Source organism: Micromonospora sp. NBRC 110009, from assembly GCF_030518795.1.
GTDB lineage: Bacteria > Actinomycetota > Actinomycetes > Mycobacteriales > Micromonosporaceae > Micromonospora.
On the sequence record NZ_CP130427.1, the window covers coordinates 2,611,654 to 2,633,472 of the forward strand.

The window sequence follows — 21,819 nt, forward strand, 5'->3', positions numbered from 1 at the left end:
ACGTACGACCCGGCGGCCTCCGGCATCTCGGGCACCCTGGCCCGCTCGATCAACAGTGCGGAAACCTCTGCCCTGGATCTTCGAGCCGAAACATCTCGGCCGGTCCGACCACGGATGGCCGGCCCTCGGGATACGGCCGATGGGTTGTGTCGGTACCGTCTGCCATGCTGGCGCGGTGACCACGACCTGGCGCCACCTCCCCGCATCCGCCCGGGAGATCGCCGAGGCGGCCACGGCGGCCGTGACCGCCGCCGGTGACCGGAACATCGAGACGTACGGGCCGGCGGTGGAGCGGCTCACCGCCGCCGACCGGGCCGGGCTGGTGCTCGGCGGGGCAGTCCGGCTGCTGCTGGAGGAGACCCACCCGGACGGGCTGGACGGCGACGACGTCCGCCAGGTGCTGGAGCGGTGCGTCCGGTCGAGCGCGCAGTGGTGCCCCGAGGTCGATCCGCACGTGCTGCTGGTGCTGCTGGCCAGCACCCTCGGCGTCTACGACCCCGGTGACGACGACGCCCCGCCCGGCCCACCGGCGATCGCCCGGCACGCCCCGTTGCTCGTGGCCGACCTGCTGGCGGTCACCGGGCGGCCCCTGGCGGACTACCTGACCGCGGCCTTCGCCGAGGTCGCCCGCACCGAGCTGCACGACTGACGGCCACCCGGCCGGCGACCGCGCCGCGGGTCGGGGACGCCGGCCTACGGGCTCGCGGCGAGGAACACGAACGCGGCGAGCAGCACCAGGTGCACCCCGCCCTGCAGCACGGTCGCCCGTCCCGGCACCACGGTCAGCACGCCGGTCACGGCGGTGAGCGCGAGCAGCGTCATCTGCGTACCGCCGAGACCCAGCAGCAGCGGGCCGTCCAGCCAGATCGAGGCCAGGGCGATGGCCGGGATGGTCAGGCCGATGCTCGCCATGGCCGAGCCGAGGGCCAGGTTGAGGCTGATCTGCACCCGGTCCCGCCGGGCGGCCCGGGATGCGGCCAGGGTCTCCGGCAGCAGCACCAGCAGGGCGATGACCACCCCGACGAAGGCCTGCGGCAGGTTCGCCGCCGAGACGCTGGCCTCGATCGTCGGGGAGATGGTCTTCGCGTCACCGACCACCGCGACCAGCGCCACGACCAGCAGCAGCAGGCTCGCCAGCGCGGTACGCGCCGACGGCGGGTCGGCGTGCCCGTCACCGTCCGCGTCCTCGGCCAGGATGCTGCCCTCCTGCGTCACGGGGAGGAAGTAGTCGCGGTGCCGGCCGGTCTGCACCATCACGAAGAGCCCGTAGAGGGCGAGGGAGGCCACCGCCGCGAAGGCGAGCTGCGCCGGGGAGAACTCCGGCCCGGGCCGGCTGGTGGTGAAGGTCGGCACCACCAGGCTCAGCGTGGCGAGCGTGGCCACGGTGGCCAGCGCCCCGCCGGTGCCCTCCGGGTTGAAGACCGCCACCCGGCGGCGCAGCGCGCCGAGCAGCAGGGACAGGCCGAGGATCCCGTTGCAGGTGATCATCACGGCCGCGAAGACCGTGTCCCGGGCCAGCGCCTGTGTCTTGTCCCCACCACTGATCATGAGCGTCACGATCAGACCGACCTCGATCACGGTGACCGCCACGGCGAGGACCAGCGACCCGAAGGGCTCGCCCACCTTGTGGGCCACCACCTCGGCATGGTGCACGGCCGCCAGCACCGCGCCGGCCAGCAGCGCGGCCACCACCAGGATCAACACGGGGGGCAGGTGGCGGCCCCAGGAGGCCGCGAGCACCAGGACCGCGATCAGGGGTACGAGAGTGGTCCAATCGGTCAGGCGGGATCGGATCAGCGCGGCCATGCCGTCAACCTTGCCAGGAAAATCGATCACCCGCCCACGCCGGGACCGCCGACGGAGAGATGGAGGTGGTCCGGGAAAGCGACTCCCGGACCACCCCTCGCCCCCGTCCGTCTACTCAGTGACGGGCCCTACGTTCTTCCGCGCCGCGGTAGTTGCTTCCGGCCTTGGCCAGACCGCGGCTACCCAGGTAGCCGAGGGTCAGCAGCGTGATCAGGAACCACGCCTGGTTGGCACGGAAGATGTCCACGCCGACTGAGTTCTTGCCGACCAACTGGGACGCGGCCAGCACAGCGATCACTGCCGCGACGTAGACCCAGAACTCAGTGGACCGTAGCGACGGCTTCGTCTCGGTACCGGGCGCCGGTATCGGGCGCTCTCCGCCCGTCATCATCGGCGCATAACGAGGCGCTTCCTGCACCCCCATCGCCCGATCAGGTGCCTGCTGTCTGGTTGCAGCCTGCGTGCTCATCTTTTCCTCCTGGATTCGATGAGTTTCCTGCCGCACCCTCGCCTGATGCCGAGTTCCGGCCACGGCATGCTTCGTCTCGCTGGCGGGGTCCTCGTCGTCTACCCGCCCATCGGAAGCGGTAACGCGTAGCCCGGCATCGCCAGAAACGAATCAAGGCCCCTCCGTGGAGGGGCCTTGACCTGCTGTTACCTCTGGTCGGGGTGGCCGGATTCGAACCGACGACCTCTTCGTCCCGAACGTGGCGGCCCATCGTCCGCTGTCATCGGTTGTCATCCCGCACCTCTCAGCTCGGCTACGACCCCGCCCGCTGTCGGGACTTGTCGACGGCAGGCGACGTGTTCGCTGCCTCCCTGCTGCTTTCCGGGAGTGGGAAGCCGTCGTCGCTGGTCGGTGGGTGGAGCATGTGGAGGCGGGCGAGGAGGGCTTCTCACGCTTTCGCGGTCTGCGACACGGCGTTCAGCCTCAACCGACTGGGCCATGAGCAGGGCGGGAAGGCTGGTCCCGTCTCCGACGGACGGCCTCCTGACACCTGAGTCGCCAGGGGGGCCATGCAGCGGGTAAAAGCGGAGCTGGACCACCAGGCGGCATTGACCAGACGGCAAGAGAATGGCCCCGGCCGTGAGCGCCGGGGCCATCGAGCCCATGTCCTCGTGGCGGGTCGTGAGCATCAGCTCCCGGAGTCCGGGAACAGATACAGGTTCACCACAGTCTGCTGGTTGCCAAGCTCCAGTTGCTGACTCCCCGAGAGGCTGGGCGGGCCAGCATAGGTGCCGGTGAGGGTGTAGAGGCCCGGGTCGACGGCGAACTGGAAGGCACCGTCGGGGCCGGTGACAACCTCGACTCCAGCCGGCTCCAGCCGGATCGTCGCCCCCTCCACCGGCAGCCAGGTGGTCATGTCGAGCGCTTGGCCCTTGAGGTTCCAGACGGCGGATACCGTGAAGGTTCCCTGCGTCATGGGGCTGAGCCGGCCGTGGCGGTCGACCGCCACCGCGTACACCGGACGCTCACCCATCAGGTTGCCGACGTCGATCGTCACGTTGGCCGTGCCGTCCGGCGCGGCCGGGACCTCGCTGTCGAGGTTGGTGTCGTCGACGCTGTACCGGAACCTGGCCACCGTGGTGTCACCGTTCGCGTCGAACCTGATGGCAACCTGGCCACCTTCGGCGACGCTGTCCCCGCTCGGGAAGCTGATCGCCGGTTGGAGGGGCGCCTTCGCCCCGGCCCGCCCGCCGGCCGCCAGCGCTGGCGACGCCACCAGCGTCGAACCGACGGCTAGCAGCACCAGCGAGGCAACCATCGCAACAAGGCCGCGGCGAGCAGAACGGGTGCGCGCACCCGACGTTGGTCTGACAAACATTGAAGCCCCCGCATGATCAGAACGTCACGGCGGGATCAACCTAGCCAGCAAGATGATCTCCGTCAACGTCTTTCGATGTGGCGCGAGTCGAGTTGCGGAGCCCAGGGGACTTGGACCCTGAACCCCCCCCGGCGGTCTGTAGATCAACCCAGATCGGGCGGATCGGCGTCCCTGACCTGAGTGAGACCTTCGGTTGCCTCGAAATGACGCTTTACATGATCGCGCCGAGCGCGCGGATCGCGACAGATGCTGGTATCCACCGGTGCCCGGTAGGATCTGCCGATGCCTGAGAAGTTGATCGACATTGTTCGTCGTGAAGGCGTGGGCCATCTCGGGGCCTACTTCACGCCGGGGGCGTACACCGGGCAGTGGTTCGAGACCTTCACAGGCGGCGGCGACCGCGCCGAGACACGCGACAGGATCGCCGTGGACGATCTCTATGCGGTGGAGACGCTCAACGTTCAGGTTCCGTTCGCCGTCGGCAAGGAGCTACTTGACGGTCAGCTTGGCAGGGACATCAGCGCACGCTTGCGAGAGATCCCCACTGATGCCGAGCTGGGTACCCGCAGCGCCGCCAAGCTGATCGTCGACGGTGGGCACGCCGATCAGGCATGGCAGCTGCTGAACAATCGGAACGAGAAGACCGGTATCGGCTGGGTAATCGCCGGCAAGCTACTGGCTCGCAAGCGGCCGAAGCTCATCCCCGTATACGACTCGATCGTCAGCTGCCAGTTCGGAGCGCCGAAGCATGTGTGGCTGAAGCTGCACGACCAGCTCGCCAAGAACGACGGTGAGCTGCGGGCTGCCCTCTCCGAAGTTCGCGCAACCGTGGGCGTGGACGACAAGGTGAGCATCCTGCGGGTCCTCGATATCGTCCTGTGGAGGCGGCACGTCAAGGAACACTGGCGGGACAAGCCAACGACGTGTCCGCAGCGTCGTTGCCTGGCGCTCTGATTGGCAGCTGCACGAACCGGACCGATCAGACGAGGGCGTAGGCGGCAACCGCCGACTCGGCAGGCCGGCGCACTCGGTCCGCGCTGCACCGCGGCGCTCGTCGGCCGCTCACGAGCGTGCACTGTCGGCGGCAGTTGCGGGCGTTTCTGGTACCGCTTGTCAGCGCTTCGGCGTGAGAGGTCAGCTCAGGCGTTCACGCGGTGGCGCTACCGCGTACAGAAGTTGTAAGCCGTCGGTAGGGTGTTACACCCCGGCGAAACGCTTCACGCATCGGCCTTTCGAGTGCCTTTCGAGCGACACGGGGCGATACCATCCGCGGGCGAGACGAACGCGAGACTTGCGCATCGTCTTACAGGCCCCTATGGAGGTACCGACGATGGTCTTGCCGCGCGTTCCGCTCCTCATCACGGCCAGCAGCGCTGTCGCCGGTGGAGGCGGATTGGTGGCAGGCACCGTCGGCGGTGTTCGGATCAAACGGGCAGAAAGGCAGAAACGGCATCACAGGGCAAGCTATGAGGATCGCCACAACGCTCACCTCGCGGAACACGGCCGGACGAACGCGGAGCTGCAGTCGTTCGGTCGGATGCAGGAACGAGTACATCGCGACGTCGTCTTGCGGATGCGAGACTTCCTCGAACGCAATGGCAAGCAGGTGCTGGTGCGGGAACACCTCATCCTCGACGGAGTCGACTTCTCCACCGCCCTCCAGGTCGGAGCGTTGGCAAAGCTTGACATGGATGTCGAGGGTTGGGCCCAAGGCGTCATCCGCTCAGCTCTAGCCGGCAGCGCGACGTGGGCGGCCCTCCATGATGGCGTGAAACAGTTCGGAAGCGCCAGCACGGGGACACGGCTCTCGGCACTCCGCGGAATAGCGGCGGAGCGTGCAAGGCTTGCGTACCTCGGCGGCGGAAGTCTCGCGTCGGGCGGCGGCGGAATGGCGCTCGGAGCTACGGTCCAGAAAGTCGCAGTCGCAGGGCCGGTCCTCTTCGTCGCGGGCCTCACAACGATGATGCAAGGGACCAAGGCACGAACGGAGGCCGACGAGTACCGGACAGCAGTCGGCATCGCCATCGCGGAACTCGACGCTCGCGACGAACTGTTCCGTGGGGTGAGGAAACGAGGGCAGGAGAAACACGACGTCCTAACTCGGCTGGCGGCAAAGGCAACGAGGGCCCTCGACCAGCTCGGACCCGAACGTCTCGACATGGCCGTTCACGGTGAGCGCCTCCAGACGGCTCTGATCCTGGTCAAGTCGGTGCAAGAGGTAGCCGCCGCACCCATTGCTGACGAGGACAGCAACCTCGACCCGAACACCGAGAAACTCATCTTCAAGTACCGCGACGCGCGCAAGGAGACAGCGGATGCCTAATCAGGAGGACGTGCTCGAAGGCACCCCCATACCTGGGAAGAGAGCCGATCTACGGGTCGGTGCGGCAGAGGCGTTCAACGCACTCAACCTGATCGTGGGTGTTGTCCGCGATTCGATCCAGGTCCACGAAACGGAGAGCACGAAACGCGAGAAGCTCCGGGCGTACCGGGAGACTGAGATCGCGCGGATCAGGGCATCTGAGGCGGCTCTCCGGGACTACTTCGACCGCATCTTCGAAGAGCGGCGCGAGAATCACAATCGACTGTTCGCCAGCCTTGACCGGGCCTTGGAATCCGGCGATGTCGCAGCGATCCAGAGCGTTGTCGGCGGAATCGTCGAAGTGGCACGCACGTCACCGCTCGCCGACATCGGCAACCTCAGCGATCTGAGGCGCGCCATGGACGATCCCAACACCGTGTTCGAGTTGTAGCGCGATGGGCTCGCCCGCACTCCAACGCCCGCTCGTCGGCATGGAGTGCACCGCCACCGCAGCCGCGTAAGGCTCAATCGTTCGTGGCCGCCGTCAGTGATGGAGGATCTCGACCTGGATCGCACCGCCGAGCACGCCGGCGGGACAGATCGCCACGAGGGATGTAAACACGGCAAGGAGGACCCTAGCCCCACGCTCCAGATCTGGGTTGAGACGGTAGACAGCCGTCGCCATGAGCAGCAATCCGGGAAGCATCATCAGGAAGGAGCGTCCGCCTTCGGCGGCGCTGGTCGCTCCGACCATGAGCACGAACGCGATCGCGAGGAGCCACAGGTCGCCGGGGCGAGGCGGCGCAACCTTCAGGTCCGTGACTCTGATCTTGAGTGCGTCGGCGAGCTCGCCGCGAGTTCGGGCGGCCTGGATGGCGACCCTCACGTCCGCCGTCTCGTCGAGCGTCATCTCGCCTGCGGCGACTCGGGCAGGGAGCGTCGCCAGGACGTGCTGCCTGTCCCGTTCGGTGATCAACCTTTGAGCGATCTGAGCGGCGCGCCTGGCATCCTCGACGACCGCGGGTTCGCACGCGTCGGTGTCGAAATAGGACATCTGTTGTGCCCTCACGAACACGAGGTCGCCCTTCCGCAGGGGCAACGGCCTCGACACGGTCCAAGTGGGCCTTCGCCCAGACCCACCGAGCGGCTCAAAAGTGATGCGCGACTGGCCGCCCTCGAACGTGACGTCCTCGACCACGTGCGTCTTCCATCGACGGTCGCGCATATCACTCGGGCGCTGTGCGATGCTGAAGTCACGGACGCTGGGCGCCTGGCGACCACCGACCGTTGTCACCTGCCACGTGGGGTTGTCAGTGCACGGATGCTTGGGCCACGGCGGTCCCAGGTCATCGAAGAAGACGCGGCTGCCGTGCTCATTGGCGTAGAAGTAGACCGCCGCGCCACAGATGGGGCAGCGCGCATTCGGGCTGATCCAACCCACTGCACTGCTGGACGCCGTTGAAGGTGATCTCGAGTAGCTCCGTTGAAGCGACGCGGAGGACCTGGCAGATCTCGGGTAGCTCCGACGAAGCGATGCGGAGGACTTGGCAGACGAGCGGGTCACGTTGTGGTTGGTCACCCAGTGCCGGGTGCCGCCCGGACTTGTTCGCCAATGCCCGCGACGTCGGTAGGTCGTCACCGATTCACCGCCAGGCGCTGTGTCAGCATCGCCGAAGGATAGCGACCATCGCCGTCAGGAAGGTAAGCAGGTGATCAACCGGCTTCGGCCAGCAGCCGACAGGCGGCCGGTCGAACGCGTGTTCGATTAGAGTCATGCCGGTGGAGATACGCGGGCGCTGGTGGAACGGGAGCTGGGGCCGGATGGCCCGGCGCGACATCTGGCTGGTCTCCGATGGCCGACACTGGCGAGTCCGTGGCCGCCTCGGTGGTGACGGAGGGCAAGAGGTCTCGTACGACTTCCCCGACAAGCATCCGCCCGGGCAATGGTCGACCGGATGATGAAGACCTCGGCCGGCACTTGGCGCGATCTGACGGAGGCAATCCGGCAGGAGTCCAAACGCCGGCAGGCTCACTAGCTGGCCGGGCTCTGTTTCGTGGAGTGGCGGACCAGGCAGAACGGGTGCCCTTCCGAGGGGCGAGTGCGTTGGGCTCCGCTGGGATGCCGTGGACCTGGCCGCGGGCGTCCTCCGGGTAGTCCGGGTCGCTGAGGAGGTGTCCGGGCACATCACGCTCAAGCCGTATCCGAAGTCACGAGCTGGCCGGCGTACCGTGCCGCTGCCGCCTTTCGTCGTCCAGGCGCTGACCGACCACCGCCAGTCCTTCGAGACTGGCACCGAAGGGCTGATCTTCGTCGCTCGGACCGGCGAACCGCTCAAGCGGGGCACGTTTCGGGCGCGGATCTGGAAGCCGTCGCTGCAACGGGCGGGACTGCCGCTCGGGCTTCGGTTCCACGATCTTCGACACTCGTACGCGACCTGGCTCGTGTCCGACGGCGTGCCGATCAACGATGTGGCGAAGGTCATGGGGCACGAGCAGACGTCCACGACCTTGAACCGCTACACGCACTCGACCCGTGATCGGGATCGCAGGGTGCTCGCCTCGTTTGCTGCCTTCTCGCTGCCTCAGGAGGAGCGGTGATTCCCAGAAATGAATCAAGGCCCCTCCGTGGAGGGGCCTTGACCTGCTGTTACCTCTGGTCGGGGTGGCCGGATTCGAACCGACGACCTCTTCGTCCCGAACGAAGCGCGCTACCAAGCTGCGCCACACCCCGAGGCGTGCCGACAAATAGTAGCCCACCCGCTCCGATGGTCAAACTCGGTACCCCCGGGGCCGGGCGGTCAGCGGGGGATCAGGGTCAGCACGCTCGCCTCCGGCGGGCAGGCGAAGCGGACCGGGGCGGTGGGGTGCGTACCGAGGCCGGCGGAGACGTGCAGCCAGGAGTCCGAGCCGGGCCAGCGGTGCAGCCCGCGGGCCATCGAGCGGGGCAGCCCGCAGTTGGTCACCAGGGCGCCGTAGCCGGGCAGGCAGACCTGTCCGCCGTGGGTGTGGCCGGCGAGCAGCAGCCCGAAGCCGTCCGCCGCCATCCGGTCCAGCACCGCGGGCTCCGGCGAGTGGGCCAGGGCGATGGAGAGGGCGGTCCCGCTGCTCACCGGACCGGCCACCGCGTCGTAGTCGTCCCGCTCGATGTGCGGGTCGTCCACGCCGGCCAGCTCGATCTCGCGGCCCCCGGCCTTGAGCGTGGTCCGCGCGTTGTTGAGGTCCGCCCAGCCCGCGCCGGTGAAGACATCGCACAGTTCGTCGTACGGCAGCGGGACGCCCTCGGTGTACTCCCGGTCGGGCAGGAAGTAGGTGAACGGGTTCTTCCAGACCGGGCCGGTGTAGTCGTTGGAGCCGAAGACGAAGGCGCCGGGCAGGTCGAGCAGCGGTTGCAGGGCCCGCAGCACGCCCGGGACGGCGTCCGGGTCAGCCATGTTGTCCCCGGTGACCACCACCAGGTCCGGGTCGAGCGCGGCCAGCGAGGCCACCCAGTCCTGCTTGCGCCGCTGGTTCGGCGTCATGTGCAGGTCCGACAGGTGCAGCACGCGCAGCGGCTCGGCGTCCGTGGGGAGCACCGGCACGTCGTACCGGCGCAGGGTGAACATGTTGCGCTCGACGAGCGACGCGTACGCCAGGGTGGCGGCACCGGCGGCGACGGTCCCGGCGGCGAGCCGGAATAGTGTGCGCTTTCGCATGGCGTTCAGGGTAGTTTGACCGTCCATGAGCACGCTGAAGGACCGTCTCACCACCGACATGCGCGCCGCCCTGAAGGCGCGCGACGAGCTGACCACCTCCACGCTGCGGATGGCCCTCGCGGCCGTCGGCAACGCCGAGGTCGCCGGGAAGCAGAAGCGCGAGCTCAGCGACGACGAGGTGCTCGCGGTGCTGACCAAGGAGGCGAAGAAGCGGCGCGAGGCCGCGACCGCCTTCGCCGACGCGGGTCGCAGCGAGCAGGCGGGCAAGGAGACCGCCGAGGGCGAGGTGCTGGAGCGGTACCTGCCCAAGCAGCTCTCCGACGCCGAGCTGACCGACCTGGTCGCGGAGGCGCTCGCCGCGGGCGGCTTCACCGGCAAGGCGCAGATGGGCCCGGCCATGAAGGCGGCCCAGGCCGCGGTGGCCGGCCGGGCCGAGGGTGGTCGGGTCGCCGCCGAGGTACGCCGGCAGCTCGGCCTCTGACCGGGCCGGACGACGAAGCGGGCGGGCACCCACCTGGGGTGCCCGCCCGCCGTCGTTCCTCGGGTCAGCGGCGTGGTGGCCGGCCCGGGCCGTTGCCGTTCGGTGGAGGTGTGGCGCCGCCGTCCGGCTTGCCGCCGCCGGCGCTGACCTCGATCATCACCACGCCGCCCTTGATGGTGCGCCCGTCCGGGCTGGTGCCGGCGGCGGTGCCCGCCGGGCACTCGGACGGGACCTTGCTGCTGGACACCACCGGCTCGAAGCCGGCGCCGCGCAGCCGCGACTTGGCGGTCTCGACCGACTCGCACTTCACCCCGGGGATGGAGCGCTGGTCACCTGCGATGATCTTGCCGCTGGGCGGAGTGAAGTCGATCCGCTCCTTGCCCTTCATGGCGTCCCGCAGCGTCTCGTACACCGCCGGGTTGATGCCGGTCGGGACGTCGTGGCCCATCTTCTGGTTGGTCTGCGGCCAGTCCGGGTCAGCCTCGATGCCGGCCACCGCGTACTGCTTGGTCATGGCGACCAGCGCGGAGGTCTTGTCCGAGTCGGTGGTGCCGGACTTGCCGGCGACCGGGGCGTTGACGATCCGGTGCACGTTGCCCGCCGTGGCGGTCTTGCACTTGGAGGTCGACGACCGGTCACCGACCGGGCAGCGGGCGGCATCCACGGCGGCCCGGGCCACCTGGGTGCTGATCCGCTGCTCGCAGTGCGGGTTGGCGATGTCCAGCTTGTCGCCGTCCGGGCCGCGGATCTCCTGCACCGGGATCGGCTCGCAGTACTTGCCGTCGGCGGCCAGGGTCGCGTAGGCGTTGGCCAGCTCCAGCGGGGTGGTCTGCGAGACGCCCAGGGTGAACGCGCCCCACTGGTGCGCGGCGTCCTTGTTCGCGGCGAACTTGGCGTCGTTGGGCGCCCGGAAGGTGATGCCGAGCTTCTCGGCGGCCTTCACCACGTTCTCGGCGCCGACCCGCTGCTGGAGCGCGACGAAGAAGGTGTTGACCGAGAAGCCGAACGCGCTCCACATGTTGTGCACGCCGGCCATCGACTTCGAGGCGTTCTGCGGGCAGTAGAAGTGCGTGCCCGCGCAGGCGGCCGGGTTGCCCGAGTCGATGATGTACTCGGACTTGAACTGCGGCTGCGCGTTGATGGTGTAGTCGAGCGGGTAGCCCTTCTCCAGGGCCGCCACCAGGGTGAACATCTTGAAGGTCGAGCCGGCCTGGTAGCCGGTGATGCCACCGCCGCCGGTGATCAGCGGATTGACCGTGTTCGGGCGGTTGCCCCGGATGTCCTTGCCGGCCTTCTTCGGGTCGCTGGAGATCTTGTTCTGCGGGTGGTTCGGGTCGTCGAGCTTGAAGTTCCGGTTGACCGCGATGGCCCGGACCCGGCCGCTGCCCGGCTCGATCACCGCGACCATCCGGGCGGCCTTGTTGTCCTCGCTCAGGTGGTTGCGGACCGCCTTGTCGGCGGCCTTCTGCGCCTGGGTGTCGAGGCTGGTGGTGATGGTGTAGCCGCCGCTCTTCAGCCGGCGCTCCCGGTCGTACGAGGTCGACCCGAACGTCTCCTGCTGCATCCACCAGCGGTAGAAGTAGTCGCAGAAGAAGCCCCAGGTGCGGGTGTTGGTGGCGACGCAGCCGTTCGGGGTGCGCTTGTTCTTGACCTTGAGCGTGATCTTCTTGGCCTGGTCGGCCTGCTCCTGGGTGATGGCGCCGATCTGCACCATGTTCTGGATGACGTAGTCACGCCGCCCGACCGCCTCCGGGTAGCCGGTCTTGGTGGTGGGGTCGAACGCGGTCGGCGCCTTCACCATGCCGGCCAGCATGGCCGACTCCTGGATGTCGAGCTTGCTCGGCACCTTGCCGAAGTAGACCTGGCTGGCGGCGTAGATGCCGTACGCGCCGTTGCCGAAGGCGGCGATGTTCAGGTAGCGCTCCAGGATCTCGTCCTTGGAGAGCTCCTTGTCGATCTGCAGCGCGTAGCGCATCTCGCGCAGCTTGCGGGCGCTGGTGTCCTCGGTCGCGGCGACCACGTCGGCCGGGTGGGTGGCCGAGTAGGAGATGGCCAGCCGGACGTACTGCATGGTCAGCGTCGACGCGCCCTGCCGGGAGGCCCCGGACTGGTTGTTGACGAACGCCCGCGCCACGCCGTTGAGGTCGACGCCGTTGTGCTTGTAGAAGTCGTGGTCCTCGGCCGCGATGATGGCCTTCTGCATCACCGGCGCGATGTCCTTGAGCTTGACGTCGCGCCGGTTCTCGTCGTACATCGTGGCGAGCGGCGTCTTGCCGTCCGAGGCGAGCAGGTAACTGATCTGCGGCGCGCGCGCCACCGTCAGCTCCTTGGGGAGCGCACCGAAGGTTTCCGCCCCCGCCTTGGCGGCCAGTCCGGACATCGCCACCGCGGGGAAGGCCGCCGCCGCGACCACCACGCCGGCCAACAGGCCACAGATGAGTAGCGATGCGGCGTTGGTCAGCACATTGTGGTCACGTTTCCGCATCCAGGTCACCTCGACAGGGTACGCGAGTAGGGAACGAGGGGCGCGCGGGGAAGTTTCCCCATTTCCTGCGCGCGCCGGCCTCGTTGTGCTAAACGCACGAACCCTGGTGCGAGGTTGCGTGAACCCGCGAGAAGTCTCCCCCGAACGGGGGAGCCGCGCAGCGTTTTCAGGAAGCTCGGCCGGGTAGACGGCGGGCGAAAGCCCGGGAAGCCGGGAGTGTCCGTAATGATGGATTTCGCCGACAACGTTGCGTAATCGGGTGACTACCCAGCATGATGGTGACCGCGACAGAGCCACACGTCGTCCGCGCCGCCCTGGGGAGGTCGGTCGGACGACCGGGGGGTTGATTCGACGGCTGGTCGCCCGAAGTCGGTAGGCAAGGCAAGGGGGGACGTGTACAGATGGGCATGATCACTGACTGGCCGTCACTGGCGGCATGTCAGAACGGGGACCCGGACGCGTTGTTCGTACAGGGCGCCGAACAGAACGTGGCAAAGAGGATCTGCCGGAGCTGCCCAGTGCGGTACGAGTGCCTGGCCGACGCGCTCGACAACCGGATCGAGTTCGGGGTGTGGGGTGGCATGACCGAACGCGAGCGCCGGGCGTTGCTGCGCCGTCACCCGCAGGTGACCAGTTGGCGAAAGATGTTCGAGGCCGCCATGAGGAAGAACGCCAAGGACAAGGCCGGCAAGGACAAGGTCCTGGTGACCACCGCCAACTGACCGAGCAGGTCATCCGGCCGACCGGTCGCCGCGCCTCACGGCCGGCTGATCGCCTCGCCGATCGTCCGCAGCCCGTCGACGTCGTGCACGTCGGCGGGCTGCGCCGTCACCGACACCGCCGGCACCGTCGGGAACGCCTCGGTGAACCGGGCCGCCACCCGCTGCTCGCGTACCGCCTGCTGGGCCAGCGCGGCGTGGGCGCGCAGCACCTCGACGGCGCCCGCGTGCCCGCCCGCGCCGGCCAGCCGCTCGGCGGCGGCCAGGCTGTCGGCGGCGCTCAGCTGAGGCACCGCCGGGCGGTGCACCCGGTTGAGCACCAGGCCGGCCAGCGGCATCCGCTCCTCGCGCAGCCGGCCGGCGAAGTAGGCGGCCTCCCGTACCGCGTCCGCCTCCGGGGCCGCGACCAGCAGGAACGCCGTCTCCCGGGCCTGCAGGATCCGGTACGTCTGCTCCGCCCGCTGCCGGAAACCGCCGAACATCGAGTCCAGCGCGGCGACGAAGCCGGAGAGGTCGGTGAGCAGTTGGGCGCCGAGCACCTTCTGCACCACCTTCGAGAAAATCCCGAAGCTGGCCGTCACGAAGCTGAACATGCTCCGGCCGCCGCTGCGCGCCGGGGCGAGCAGCAGCCGCAGCATCCGGCCGTCGAGGAAGCGGGAGAGCCGGGCCGGGGCGTCGAGGAAGTCCAGCGCCGAGCGGGACGGCGGGGTGTCCACCACGATCAGGTCCCACTCGCCCCGGGCGTGCAACTGGCCCAGCTTCTCCATCGCCATGTATTCCTGTGTGCCGGCGAAGGTGGAGCTCATGGCCTGGTAGAAGGGGTTGGCGAAGATCTCCGCCGCCTTCGCCGGATCGGTGTGCTGGAGCACCACGTCGTCGAAGGTGCGCTTCATGTCGAGCATCATGGCGTGCAGCTCACCGCCGCTGGCCTCGACGTCGATCCCCTTGACCTGGCGCGGGTTGTTGCCCAGCTCGGTCAGGCCGAGCGACTGGGCCAGCCGGCGGGCCGGGTCGATGGTGAGCACCACCGTGCGCCGACCGTGCCGCTCGGCCGCCCGCAGCGCCAGCGCCGCCGCGGTGGTCGTCTTGCCCACTCCGCCGGCCCCGCAGCAGACCACGATCCGCACGCCGGGATCGGCGAGGATCTGGTCGACGTCCAGCGGTGGCGCCGCGTCTTCGGAAGGCACCAATCGAGCGTATCGGTCGGGAGGGTGTCTCTGCTCCGGGCCGGCCGCAGGTGTGAGTCAATCCGCCCGGACGAGCGCCGCGGCCAGCGTCTCCAGCCCGGCCCGGTCCACCCCGTCCGGGAGCAGCGGCAGTTCGGTCAGGGGCAGGTCCAGCTCCGCCAGCTCGTCCCGGAGCGAGTCCTCCAGCTCCCGGCGTACCCGCTGGTCCCGAGCCTCCTGGACGAGCCCGGACACGGTCCGGCCGTCGGTCGGCAGGCCCGCGGCGGCCAGCCCCCGCTTCAGCTCGGCCGCGGTCACCCCGCGACCCGCCGGCACCGGCGGCCGGGTCCCGTTGACGATCACCCGACCCACCGGGAAGCCCAACTGGGTCAGCTCGTCGATCGCGTCGACCGTCTCCTGGACCGGCATCTCCTCCAGCAGCGTCACCACGTGCACGGCGGTCATCGGCGAGCGGAGCAGCGCCGCGACCCCCTCGCTCTGGGTCTTGATCGGGCCGACCTTGGCCAGCCGGGCGGTCTCGGCGGTGACGTTGAGGAAGCGGCCGATCCGCCCGGTCGGCGGCGCGTCCAGCACCACCGCGTCGTAGGTCCGGCGCTGGCCGGTGGTGCGGGTGGTGGCCTCCTTGACCTTGCCGGTGAGCAGCACGTCCCGCAGGCCCGGGGCGATGGTGGTGGCGAAGTCGATGGCGCCGAACTTGCGCAGCGCCCGGCCGGCCGCGCCGAGCTTGTAGAACATGTCCAGGTATTCGAGGAGCGCCTCCTCGGCGTCCACCGCCAGCGCCCGCACCTCGCCGCCGCCCGGGGCGCCGGTCAGGTGCCGCTCCTCGTAGGGCAGCGGGTCGGTCTCGAAGAGCTGGGCGATGCCCTGCCGCCCCTCCACCTCGACCAGCAGGGTGCGCCGGCCGCCGGCGGCCAGCCCGAGGGCCAGCGCCGCGGCCACGCTGGTCTTGCCTGTGCCGCCCTTGCCGGTCACCACGTGGAGGCGGGCCGGCCACCCGGTGCCGGCCGGTTCGGCCGGATGCTCAGCTGCTGCCACCCGTCGAGCCTATCCAGCCGCCCGACTCAGGCGACCTCGCAGACCCACCAACCCGTCTTCCGCACCACCGTGAAGCGCAGGTCCTGGTTGGCCACCTTCTCGTCGGAGGTGGTCATGGTGACCCTGGTGCTGACGGTCGCCCGCTCGCCGGTCTGGTTGTCCACCTTCGGCGTGGTCCACCGGAACCGCGGGCTCTGGTACTTGGTGGCGTAGTTCCGCACCTCGGCGACCTTGGCGGCGATCTTCTCGTCGTCCCGGGACGCGGAGCAGACGAAGGTGGCCGCCTTCCGGGCGTCCCGGTCCTTGTAGACCGCGGTGAGGAAGTTGTCCACCGCGACCGCCGGCTCCTTGGCCCCCTGCCCGTTCTCGGCGTTGCGCAGGGTGAGGAAGGCGGCCGTGCCGCCACCGCCGCAGAGCAGCACCACCGCGGCCAGCACGATCGAGGCGATCAGCAGCCCGCGCCGCTTCTTCGGGGCCGGGTCCGGGTACGGCGGATAGCCGGGGCCCGGTGGCGGGAAGGCCCCGGGGGTCGGCGGCGGGTAGGCCCCAGGGCCCGGTGGCGGGTAGGCCCCGGGGGCCGGTGGCGGGAAGGTCCCGGGGGTCGGCGCGGCGCCGACGGGCGGCTGCTCGGGCGACGGGCCACCGGGCGAGCCGGCGGGGCCGCCGATGGGCGGTTGGGTCATGTCTTCCCCCGGGGTGCGGCGCCCTCGCCGCCCCAGGCGACGGACGCATGATCGAGCGTGGCGCACGAGCGTGGCTCGCCCGTCCAGACCGGAAGGGTATCGGTCGATGGGCGACTTGCCAGCCCCGCGTCTGCGGTCGCCGTCCGCGCCGGCCGCTGTGGAACGGGAAACGGACGGCCGCCGGCCTGAGGTGCGCCGCATTTGTGACTGCAGGTGATCGGGCCGGCGCGTCCCGTTGCTGGGCCGTCGGCGCGGGTGCCGGCTGCCGCTCAACGAGCGGTCCCACCGCCAACCGGGCGCGCTGATCCGCGCGGGACACCTGAGCAGCGTCCCGCGTCCGGGTAGGTCCGCCGGACCGTAGGCTGTGCCTGACCGAAGTCCATGCCAGGCAAGGGAGCCTCTACCCGATGCAGAAGTGGGAATACGCCACGGTCCCGCTGCTGGTCCACGCGACCAAGCAGATCCTCGACAACTGGGGCGAGGACGGCTGGGAACTGGTCTCCGTGGTTCCCGGCCCGAACCCGGAGCAGCTCGTCGCCTACCTCAAGCGTCCGAAGGCGTGACCGACATGGCGAACGGACCACACGCGAAGCTCGCCGAGCTCGGCCTGACCCTGCCCGAGGTGGTGCCGCCGGTGGCCAGCTACGTGCCGGCCGTGCAGTCGGGGCAGCACGTCTACGTCTCCGGTCAGCTGCCGATGGTCGAGGGCAAGCTGCTCGCCACCGGCAAGGTGGGCGCCGGCGTCTCCGTCGAGCAGGCGAAGGACCTGGCCCAGCGGTGCGGCCTGAACGCGCTCGCCGCGATCGACTCGCTGGTCGGCCTGGAGAACGTCGTCAAGATCGTGAAGCTGACCGGCTTCGTGGCCAGCGCGCCGGGCTTCACCGGCCAGCCGGGCGTGATCAACGGCGCCTCCGACCTCTTCGGCGCCGTCTTCGGTGAGGCCGGCCGGCACGCCCGCAGCGCGGTCGGCGTCGCCGAGCTCCCGCTCGACGCCCCGGTCGAGGTCGAGGTCATCGTCGAGGTCGCCTGACGCTCCACTCACGCTCCTCCCCGCGATCTTGCGGATTCTGCCCGGGAAAATGCCGCGAACGGGCATGAATCAGGGGCCGAAACTGCAAGATCGCGGGGACTGGCGAGCGGGGTCGTACGATCGCTGCCATGGGCGGGCATGTGACCGGGGCGGCAGGTGCGCTCGCGGACGAGCTGCCGGGTTGGGTGACGCTGCTGCGCGCCCCGAACCCGGGGCCGATGACGCTCGACGGCACCAACACCTGGGTGCTGCGCGCCCCCGGCGCGGAGCACGCGGTCGTCGTCGATCCGGGGCCGGCCGATGACGCGCACCTGGCCGCGATCGCGGCGCACGCGCCGGTCGGGTTCGTCCTGATCACGCACGGGCACCCGGACCACACCGAAGGGGCACCGCGGCTGAGCGAGCTGCTCGGCGGCGCGCCCGTCCGCGCCTTCGACCCGGCGCACACCGTCGGCGGTGAGCCGCTGACCGGGGACGCCGCGCTGGACTCCGCCGGCCTGCGCATCCGGCTCGTCCCCACCCCCGGGCACACCGCCGACTCGGTCTGCTTCCTGGTCGGGCACGGCGACGAGCAGGTCGTCCTCACCGGCGACACCATCCTGGGCCGGGGCACCACCGTGGTCGCCCACCCGGACGGGCACCTCGGGAACTACCTCTCCAGCCTGGAGCTGCTCAGCACGTACCCGGGCATCCCGGCGCTGCCCGGGCATGGCCCGGCGCTGGCCGACTGCGCCGCGGCGGCCGAGTTCTACCTGGCCCACCGGCGGGCCCGGCTCGACCAGGTCCGCGCCGCGGTCGTCGCGGGCGCGACCACCGCGCCCGAGGTGGTCGCCAGGGTCTACGCCGACGTCGACCGGTCGCTCTGGTGGGCCGCCGAGTGGTCGGTCCGCGCCCAGCTCGAATACCTCGGGGTGGAGCAGCCGTGACCTGCCCGGTGTGCGGAACCGTCGCGGTACCCGGCGCGCGGTTCTGCCACAACTGCGGGGCGGCGCTGCCGGCCGCCGCCACGCTGCCCGCCGCCGAACGGCGGGTGGTCACCGTGCTCTTCGGCGACCTCTCCGACTTCACCTCCTGGTCGGAGGACCTCGACCCGGAACGGGTCGGCGCGGTCACGGACCGGGTGCTCGCCGCCCTCGCCGGCGCGGTCAAGACCTTCGGCGGGCACGTCGACAAGCTCACCGGCGACGGGATCATGGCGGTCTTCGGCGCGCCCGTCGCGCACGAGGACGACGCCGAGCGGGCCGTCCGGGCCGCGCTCTCCATGCAGCGGGCCGTCCGCCGGGTGCTCGACGACGAGCGGGGCGGCGGCGCGCCGCTCGGCCTGCGGGTCGGGCTGAACACCGGGGACGTGATCGCCGGCATCCAGGCCGCCATCGAGTACACGGTCATCGGCGACACGGTGAACACCGCGGCCCGGCTCGCCGACGCGGCCGCCGTCGGCGCGGTCTACGCCGGCGCGCGCACCTCCGCCGCCACCCGGCACGTCGCCTCCTGGCGGGCGCTGCGCCCGCTGCGGCTCAAGGGCAAGCGGGAGCCGGTCGAGGCGTACGAGCTGCTGGGCCTCCTGGACGCGCCGGGCACCCGGTCCGGCCTGGGCGACGAGGCGCCCTTCGTGGGCCGGGAGACCGAGGTCGGCCGGGTCGCCGGCCGGCTCGCCGAGGTGATCGACCGGGGCGAGCCCCGGGTGCTGCTGATGACCGCCGAGGCGGGGATCGGCAAGTCCCGGTTCGCCGCCGAGGTGGAACGCCTGGCCGCCGGCTACGACGTCGGCGCCGGCCGGTACGCCGCGCACACCGGGGCCCGGGTGCTCTCCGTCCGCTGCGCCGCGTTCGGTGAGCGGCGCCGGCTCGCCCCCCTCGCCGACCTGGTCCGGGCCGCCGTCGGCCTGCCCAACGACGCGGCCACCGCGCTCACCCGGCCGGCCGTCGAGGAGCGGCTGCGCCGGCTGGGCCAGCGGCTCAGCCGCCTCCCCGGCGACCTGCCCCCGCTCGCTGCCGACCAGCTCCTGGCCCTGCTCGGGTACGCCGAACTCCCCGCCGCCACCGAGAACGGCGAGTGGAACGCGGCCTCCCCGCCGCCGGACGCCGAGGCGGTGCCGAACGCGGTCGCCGGGCTGCTCAGCGCGCTCGCCGTCGAGGCGCCGCTGATGATCGTCGTGGACGACCTGCACGACGCCACGGCCGAGACCATCAAGGCGCTCGCGTTGACCCTCAACCGACTCAGTGGACCGGTGCTGGTGCTGCTGCTCGGCCGGCCCGAGCTGGTGCGTACCGCCGGCGCGCTGACCCGGGTCGCGGACGCCGAGGTGCACGCGCTGCCCCCGCTGCGCGGTGCCGACGCGTCCCGCCTGCTCACCAGCTATCTGGGCGGCGGCAAGCTGGGGCCGGCCGACGCGGACCGGCTGCTCGCCACCGCGCAGGGCAACCCGTTCTACCTGGCCGAGCTGGTCACCCTGCTGATGGAGCGGGGCGCGCTCACCGCGGGCCCGGACCGGGACGCGCCCGGCGGCTGGCGGCTGGCGCCCGGCTCGCTCGGCAGCCGGCTGCTCTCCCGGGACCTGGCCGCCGTGCTCGCGGCGCGGATCGACGCGCTGCCGGCGGACGCCCGCTCGGTGCTGCGCGACGCCGCCGTGGTCGGCGACACCGTGCCCGCGGGCACCCTGGAGGCGCTCCGCGAGCAGCGTGCCGGGCGGGACGGCCGGCCGGCGGCGGTGGTCGCGGTGGAGCTGGACCGGGCCGTGGAGGAGCTGCTGCAACGCCGCATGCTGCACCGCACCCGCACCGGGTACGCGTTCGCCACCCCGCTGATGCGGGAGGCCGCGTACGCCGGGGTGAGCAAGGCCGAGCTGGCCGAGCGGCACGCCGCGTTGGCCCGGTGGGCCGCCCCGGAGAGCGCCGACCTGTCCGCCACCCTGCCCGGCGGGTTCACCGAGGCCGCCCGGGACGACTTCGTCGCCCAGCACGTCGAGCGGGCCGCGGCGCTCGCCGACGCGGTCAAGCTCCGCCCCGACGCGCCGGCCCGCGCGGTGGCCCCGCTGGGCGTGGCCGCGCTCGGCCGGGCCGCCCGCCGCGCGCTGCGCTCCGGGGAGCCGGCCCTGGCCGTCGAGTACGCCGAACGCGCCGCCGAGCTGGCCCGCGACGGCGTGCCGCTGGCCGACCGGGTGGTGCACGCCCGGGCGCTGCTCCAGGTCGGCCGCCCGCACGACGCGCTCGCCTTCGCCGAGAAGATCGCCGCCAACGCCGGGGACGGGGCCGCCATCCGGGCCAGCGCCCTGCTGCTCGCCGGGCAGGCCCACCAGACCCTCGGCGACGCCGCCCGGGCGGAGCGCTGCTGGCAGGAGGCGTTGCAGGTGGCCACGGCGGCCGAGCTGCCCACCGTGCGCGCCTCGGCCATGCGCCGGCTCGGCATGGCCGACTTCATCGCCGGCCGGTTGGGTCAGGCGAGCAGCCGCCTCGCCGCCTCCTACCAGGTCAGCCTCTCCGCGAAGGACCCGCGCGGGCAGGCCTGGTCGTTGCAGAACCTGGCCTGGGTGACCACCACCCGGGGCGACTTCGCCGGCACCAACGCGGTGCTCGGGCGGGCGGCCCGGCTCTTCGCCGAGCTGAAGGACCCGTACGGGCGGGCCTGGCTGCGGGGCACCACCGCGTTCGCCCGGTTGCTCGCCGGCCGGCTCCGGGAGGCCTGCCGGATGGCGCAGGTGTTCCTGCCGTTCGGCGAGCGGGTCGGCGAGGCGTGGGCGGTCGGCACGCTCCGCGCGGTCGAGGCGTACGCCACCGCCGAGCTGGGCGAGCTGGCCGAGGCGGACCGCGGGGCGCGTCGGGCGTACCGGGAGTTCGCCGAGGTCGGCGACGACTGGGGGCAGGGCTTCGCGCTGGTCGTCCGCGGGGTGGTGGCGCGCGGGTTGGGCGAGCCGGAGCACGCCGCCGACCTGCTCACCGACGCCCTCGCGTACGCCGACCGCACCTCGCACCCGCTGCTCACCGGGATGGCCGGGACGATGCGCGGCTTCGTGGCGCTGGACATGGGCGACGCCGAGACGGCCGAGCGGGAAGCCCGGTCGGTGCTGACCACCGTGGAGCCGCACAATCCGCAGGCTCCCGCCCAGGTGGCGCCCCGGGTGCTGCTGGCCATGGCCCGGCTCGCCGCCGGCGATTCGGCGACTGCGGTGGGGCTGCTCGCCCCGGTGGCCACCGCCGCCGCCAACAGCCCGTCCCTGCTCTTCTCCCGCCGCCAGACCATGGCCCGGTACGCTTCCGCGCTGCTCGCGCACGGCCAGCGCGAGCAGGCGCTCGACTGGGCGCAGCGGGCGGTGGCCGCGCCGGCCGAGGACGTCCGCAGCCAGGTCATCGCGGCCTGCGTGCTGGCCGAGACGCTGGACGCCTGCGGCCGCCGCGGCGAGGCGCTGGCCAACGCGGAGGAGGCGGTCCGGCTGGCGTACGCCACCGAGCAGCGCAGCGAGCGGGCCGTCGCCGAGGCCCTGCGCGACCGCCTCGCCGGGTCCTGACCCCCGCGCGCCGCCATCAATGGGAGCGCGACAGGTATGGCGGTTCCGGGGATGTGCCTGTCGGTGCCG

Annotated in this window: 20 protein-coding genes and 1 tRNA gene; 11 read left to right on the plus strand and 10 right to left on the minus strand. The window is 71.1% G+C overall.

Annotation, left to right across the window (positions count from 1 at the left end; genetic code table 11):
- Window positions 1–175: 175 nt before the first annotated feature.
- Window positions 176–649, plus strand: a complete 474-nt coding sequence (locus Q2K19_RS12495; protein ID WP_302770806.1) for a hypothetical protein — start codon at window positions 176–178, stop codon at window positions 647–649.
- 44 nt (window positions 650–693) lie between these two features.
- Here the strand turns inward: Q2K19_RS12495 and Q2K19_RS12500 are convergent, their stop codons facing one another.
- From Q2K19_RS12500 to Q2K19_RS12510, 3 genes are all read right to left on the minus strand, one after another.
- Complete coding sequence (locus tag Q2K19_RS12500) at window positions 694–1,806, minus strand: calcium:cation antiporter (protein ID WP_302770808.1); 1,113 nt, start codon at window positions 1,804–1,806, stop codon at window positions 694–696.
- 115 nt (window positions 1,807–1,921) lie between these two features.
- Complete coding sequence (locus Q2K19_RS12505) at window positions 1,922–2,275, minus strand: hypothetical protein (RefSeq protein WP_302770810.1); 354 nt, start codon at window positions 2,273–2,275, stop codon at window positions 1,922–1,924.
- A 667-nt stretch (window positions 2,276–2,942) separates the two neighbouring features.
- Window positions 2,943–3,572 carry a peptidase associated/transthyretin-like domain-containing protein gene (locus tag Q2K19_RS12510; protein ID WP_302770812.1) on the minus strand — a complete coding sequence of 210 codons (630 nt, stop codon included), beginning with the start codon at window positions 3,570–3,572 and terminating at the stop codon, window positions 2,943–2,945.
- Window positions 3,573–3,914: 342 nt separating this feature from the next.
- Here Q2K19_RS12510 and Q2K19_RS12515 point away from each other — a divergent pair, with 342 nt between their 5' ends.
- The 3 genes from Q2K19_RS12515 to Q2K19_RS12525 all read left to right on the plus strand — a co-directional run bounded on the left by Q2K19_RS12515 (window position 3,915) and on the right by Q2K19_RS12525 (window position 6,385).
- The gene (locus Q2K19_RS12515; RefSeq protein ID WP_302770814.1) at window positions 3,915–4,586 is read left to right on the plus strand and encodes a DUF6308 family protein; all 672 of its coding nucleotides are present in this window, start codon (window positions 3,915–3,917) and stop codon (window positions 4,584–4,586) included.
- Between the two features lie 442 nt (window positions 4,587–5,028).
- Window positions 5,029–5,955 (plus strand): hypothetical protein, encoded by a 927-nt coding sequence (locus Q2K19_RS12520; RefSeq protein ID WP_302770815.1) that lies wholly within the window; start codon window positions 5,029–5,031, stop codon window positions 5,953–5,955.
- A complete protein-coding gene (locus tag Q2K19_RS12525; RefSeq protein ID WP_302770817.1) occupies window positions 5,948–6,385 on the plus strand; it encodes a hypothetical protein in 438 nt (145 codons plus the stop codon). The genes Q2K19_RS12520 and Q2K19_RS12525 overlap by 8 nt, the downstream gene beginning before the upstream one ends.
- Window positions 6,386–6,478: 93 nt before the next feature.
- On the opposite strand, the gene Q2K19_RS12530 is transcribed toward Q2K19_RS12525, so the two are convergent.
- Entirely contained in the window at window positions 6,479–7,132 is a 654-nt protein-coding gene (locus Q2K19_RS12530; RefSeq protein ID WP_302770820.1) for a DUF1707 domain-containing protein, read from the minus strand.
- A 926-nt stretch (window positions 7,133–8,058) separates the two neighbouring features.
- Between Q2K19_RS12530 and Q2K19_RS12535 the strand changes: the two genes are divergently transcribed.
- Window positions 8,059–8,532 (plus strand): tyrosine-type recombinase/integrase, encoded by a 474-nt coding sequence (locus tag Q2K19_RS12535; protein ID WP_302770823.1) that lies wholly within the window; start codon window positions 8,059–8,061, stop codon window positions 8,530–8,532.
- Window positions 8,533–8,588: 56 nt separating this feature from the next.
- On the opposite strand, the gene Q2K19_RS12540 is transcribed toward Q2K19_RS12535, so the two are convergent.
- Window positions 8,589–8,665 (minus strand) — tRNA-Pro (locus Q2K19_RS12540).
- 67 nt (window positions 8,666–8,732) lie between these two features.
- Window positions 8,733–9,626, minus strand: coding sequence for a metallophosphoesterase (locus Q2K19_RS12545; RefSeq protein ID WP_302770824.1), 894 nt, complete (start codon window positions 9,624–9,626; stop codon window positions 8,733–8,735).
- Between the two features lie 25 nt (window positions 9,627–9,651).
- Here Q2K19_RS12545 and Q2K19_RS12550 point away from each other — a divergent pair, with 25 nt between their 5' ends.
- Window positions 9,652–10,107: a GatB/YqeY domain-containing protein gene (locus Q2K19_RS12550; protein ID WP_302770826.1), complete on the plus strand. Its 456-nt coding sequence runs from the start codon at window positions 9,652–9,654 to the stop codon at window positions 10,105–10,107.
- Window positions 10,108–10,171: 64 nt separating this feature from the next.
- On the opposite strand, the gene Q2K19_RS12555 is transcribed toward Q2K19_RS12550, so the two are convergent.
- Complete coding sequence (locus Q2K19_RS12555; protein WP_302770827.1) at window positions 10,172–12,592, minus strand: penicillin-binding protein; 2,421 nt, start codon at window positions 12,590–12,592, stop codon at window positions 10,172–10,174.
- Between the two features lie 401 nt (window positions 12,593–12,993).
- Between Q2K19_RS12555 and Q2K19_RS12560 the strand changes: the two genes are divergently transcribed.
- Window positions 12,994–13,314: a WhiB family transcriptional regulator gene (locus Q2K19_RS12560; protein ID WP_302770828.1), complete on the plus strand. Its 321-nt coding sequence runs from the start codon at window positions 12,994–12,996 to the stop codon at window positions 13,312–13,314.
- A gap of 35 nt (window positions 13,315–13,349) precedes the next feature.
- Here Q2K19_RS12560 and Q2K19_RS12565 read toward each other — a convergent pair whose 3' ends face one another.
- Genes Q2K19_RS12565 through Q2K19_RS12575 form a run of 3 tightly spaced genes read right to left on the minus strand, consistent with a single transcriptional unit; the run spans window position 13,350 to window position 16,216 of the window.
- Window positions 13,350–14,501, minus strand: coding sequence for an ArsA family ATPase (locus tag Q2K19_RS12565; protein WP_302770829.1), 1,152 nt, complete (start codon window positions 14,499–14,501; stop codon window positions 13,350–13,352).
- Between the two features lie 54 nt (window positions 14,502–14,555).
- Window positions 14,556–15,533, minus strand: coding sequence for an ArsA-related P-loop ATPase (locus Q2K19_RS12570; protein ID WP_302770830.1), 978 nt, complete (start codon window positions 15,531–15,533; stop codon window positions 14,556–14,558).
- 26 nt (window positions 15,534–15,559) lie between these two features.
- Window positions 15,560–16,216: an Rv0361 family membrane protein gene (locus Q2K19_RS12575; protein WP_302770832.1), complete on the minus strand. Its 657-nt coding sequence runs from the start codon at window positions 16,214–16,216 to the stop codon at window positions 15,560–15,562.
- A 407-nt stretch (window positions 16,217–16,623) separates the two neighbouring features.
- Here Q2K19_RS12575 and Q2K19_RS12580 point away from each other — a divergent pair, with 407 nt between their 5' ends.
- The 4 genes from Q2K19_RS12580 (at window position 16,624) to Q2K19_RS12595 (ending at window position 21,750) form a co-directional block, all read left to right on the plus strand.
- Complete coding sequence (locus Q2K19_RS12580; protein ID WP_013736319.1) at window positions 16,624–16,779, plus strand: DUF4177 domain-containing protein; 156 nt, start codon at window positions 16,624–16,626, stop codon at window positions 16,777–16,779.
- A 5-nt stretch (window positions 16,780–16,784) separates the two neighbouring features.
- Window positions 16,785–17,246, plus strand: a complete 462-nt coding sequence (locus Q2K19_RS12585; protein ID WP_302770844.1) for a RidA family protein — start codon at window positions 16,785–16,787, stop codon at window positions 17,244–17,246.
- Window positions 17,247–17,374: 128 nt separating this feature from the next.
- Window positions 17,375–18,172: an MBL fold metallo-hydrolase gene (locus Q2K19_RS12590; RefSeq protein ID WP_302770846.1), complete on the plus strand. Its 798-nt coding sequence runs from the start codon at window positions 17,375–17,377 to the stop codon at window positions 18,170–18,172.
- Window positions 18,169–21,750: an adenylate/guanylate cyclase domain-containing protein gene (locus Q2K19_RS12595; RefSeq protein ID WP_302770847.1), complete on the plus strand. Its 3,582-nt coding sequence runs from the start codon at window positions 18,169–18,171 to the stop codon at window positions 21,748–21,750. The genes Q2K19_RS12590 and Q2K19_RS12595 overlap by 4 nt, the downstream gene beginning before the upstream one ends.
- Window positions 21,751–21,819: the final 69 nt, after the last annotated feature.

Coding starts and splice junctions, on each gene's coding strand:
- Q2K19_RS12500 (WP_302770808.1), bottom strand. CDS start 1,806: ATGGCCGCGCTGATCCGATCCCGCCTGACCGATTGGACCACTCTCGTA.
- Q2K19_RS12505 (WP_302770810.1), bottom strand. CDS start 2,275: ATGAGCACGCAGGCTGCAACCAGACAGCAGGCACCTGATCGGGCGATG.
- Q2K19_RS12510 (WP_302770812.1), bottom strand. CDS start 3,572: ATGGTTGCCTCGCTGGTGCTGCTAGCCGTCGGTTCGACGCTGGTGGCG.
- Q2K19_RS12515 (WP_302770814.1), top strand. CDS start 3,915: ATGCCTGAGAAGTTGATCGACATTGTTCGTCGTGAAGGCGTGGGCCAT.
- Q2K19_RS12525 (WP_302770817.1), top strand. CDS start 5,948: ATGCCTAATCAGGAGGACGTGCTCGAAGGCACCCCCATACCTGGGAAG.
- Q2K19_RS12545 (WP_302770824.1), bottom strand. CDS start 9,626: ATGCGAAAGCGCACACTATTCCGGCTCGCCGCCGGGACCGTCGCCGCC.
- Q2K19_RS12550 (WP_302770826.1), top strand. CDS start 9,652: ATGAGCACGCTGAAGGACCGTCTCACCACCGACATGCGCGCCGCCCTG.
- Q2K19_RS12555 (WP_302770827.1), bottom strand. CDS start 12,592: ATGCGGAAACGTGACCACAATGTGCTGACCAACGCCGCATCGCTACTC.
- Q2K19_RS12560 (WP_302770828.1), top strand. CDS start 12,994: ATGGGCATGATCACTGACTGGCCGTCACTGGCGGCATGTCAGAACGGG.
- Q2K19_RS12575 (WP_302770832.1), bottom strand. CDS start 16,216: ATGACCCAACCGCCCATCGGCGGCCCCGCCGGCTCGCCCGGTGGCCCG.
- Q2K19_RS12580 (WP_013736319.1), top strand. CDS start 16,624: ATGCAGAAGTGGGAATACGCCACGGTCCCGCTGCTGGTCCACGCGACC.
- Q2K19_RS12585 (WP_302770844.1), top strand. CDS start 16,785: ATGGCGAACGGACCACACGCGAAGCTCGCCGAGCTCGGCCTGACCCTG.
- Q2K19_RS12590 (WP_302770846.1), top strand. CDS start 17,375: ATGGGCGGGCATGTGACCGGGGCGGCAGGTGCGCTCGCGGACGAGCTG.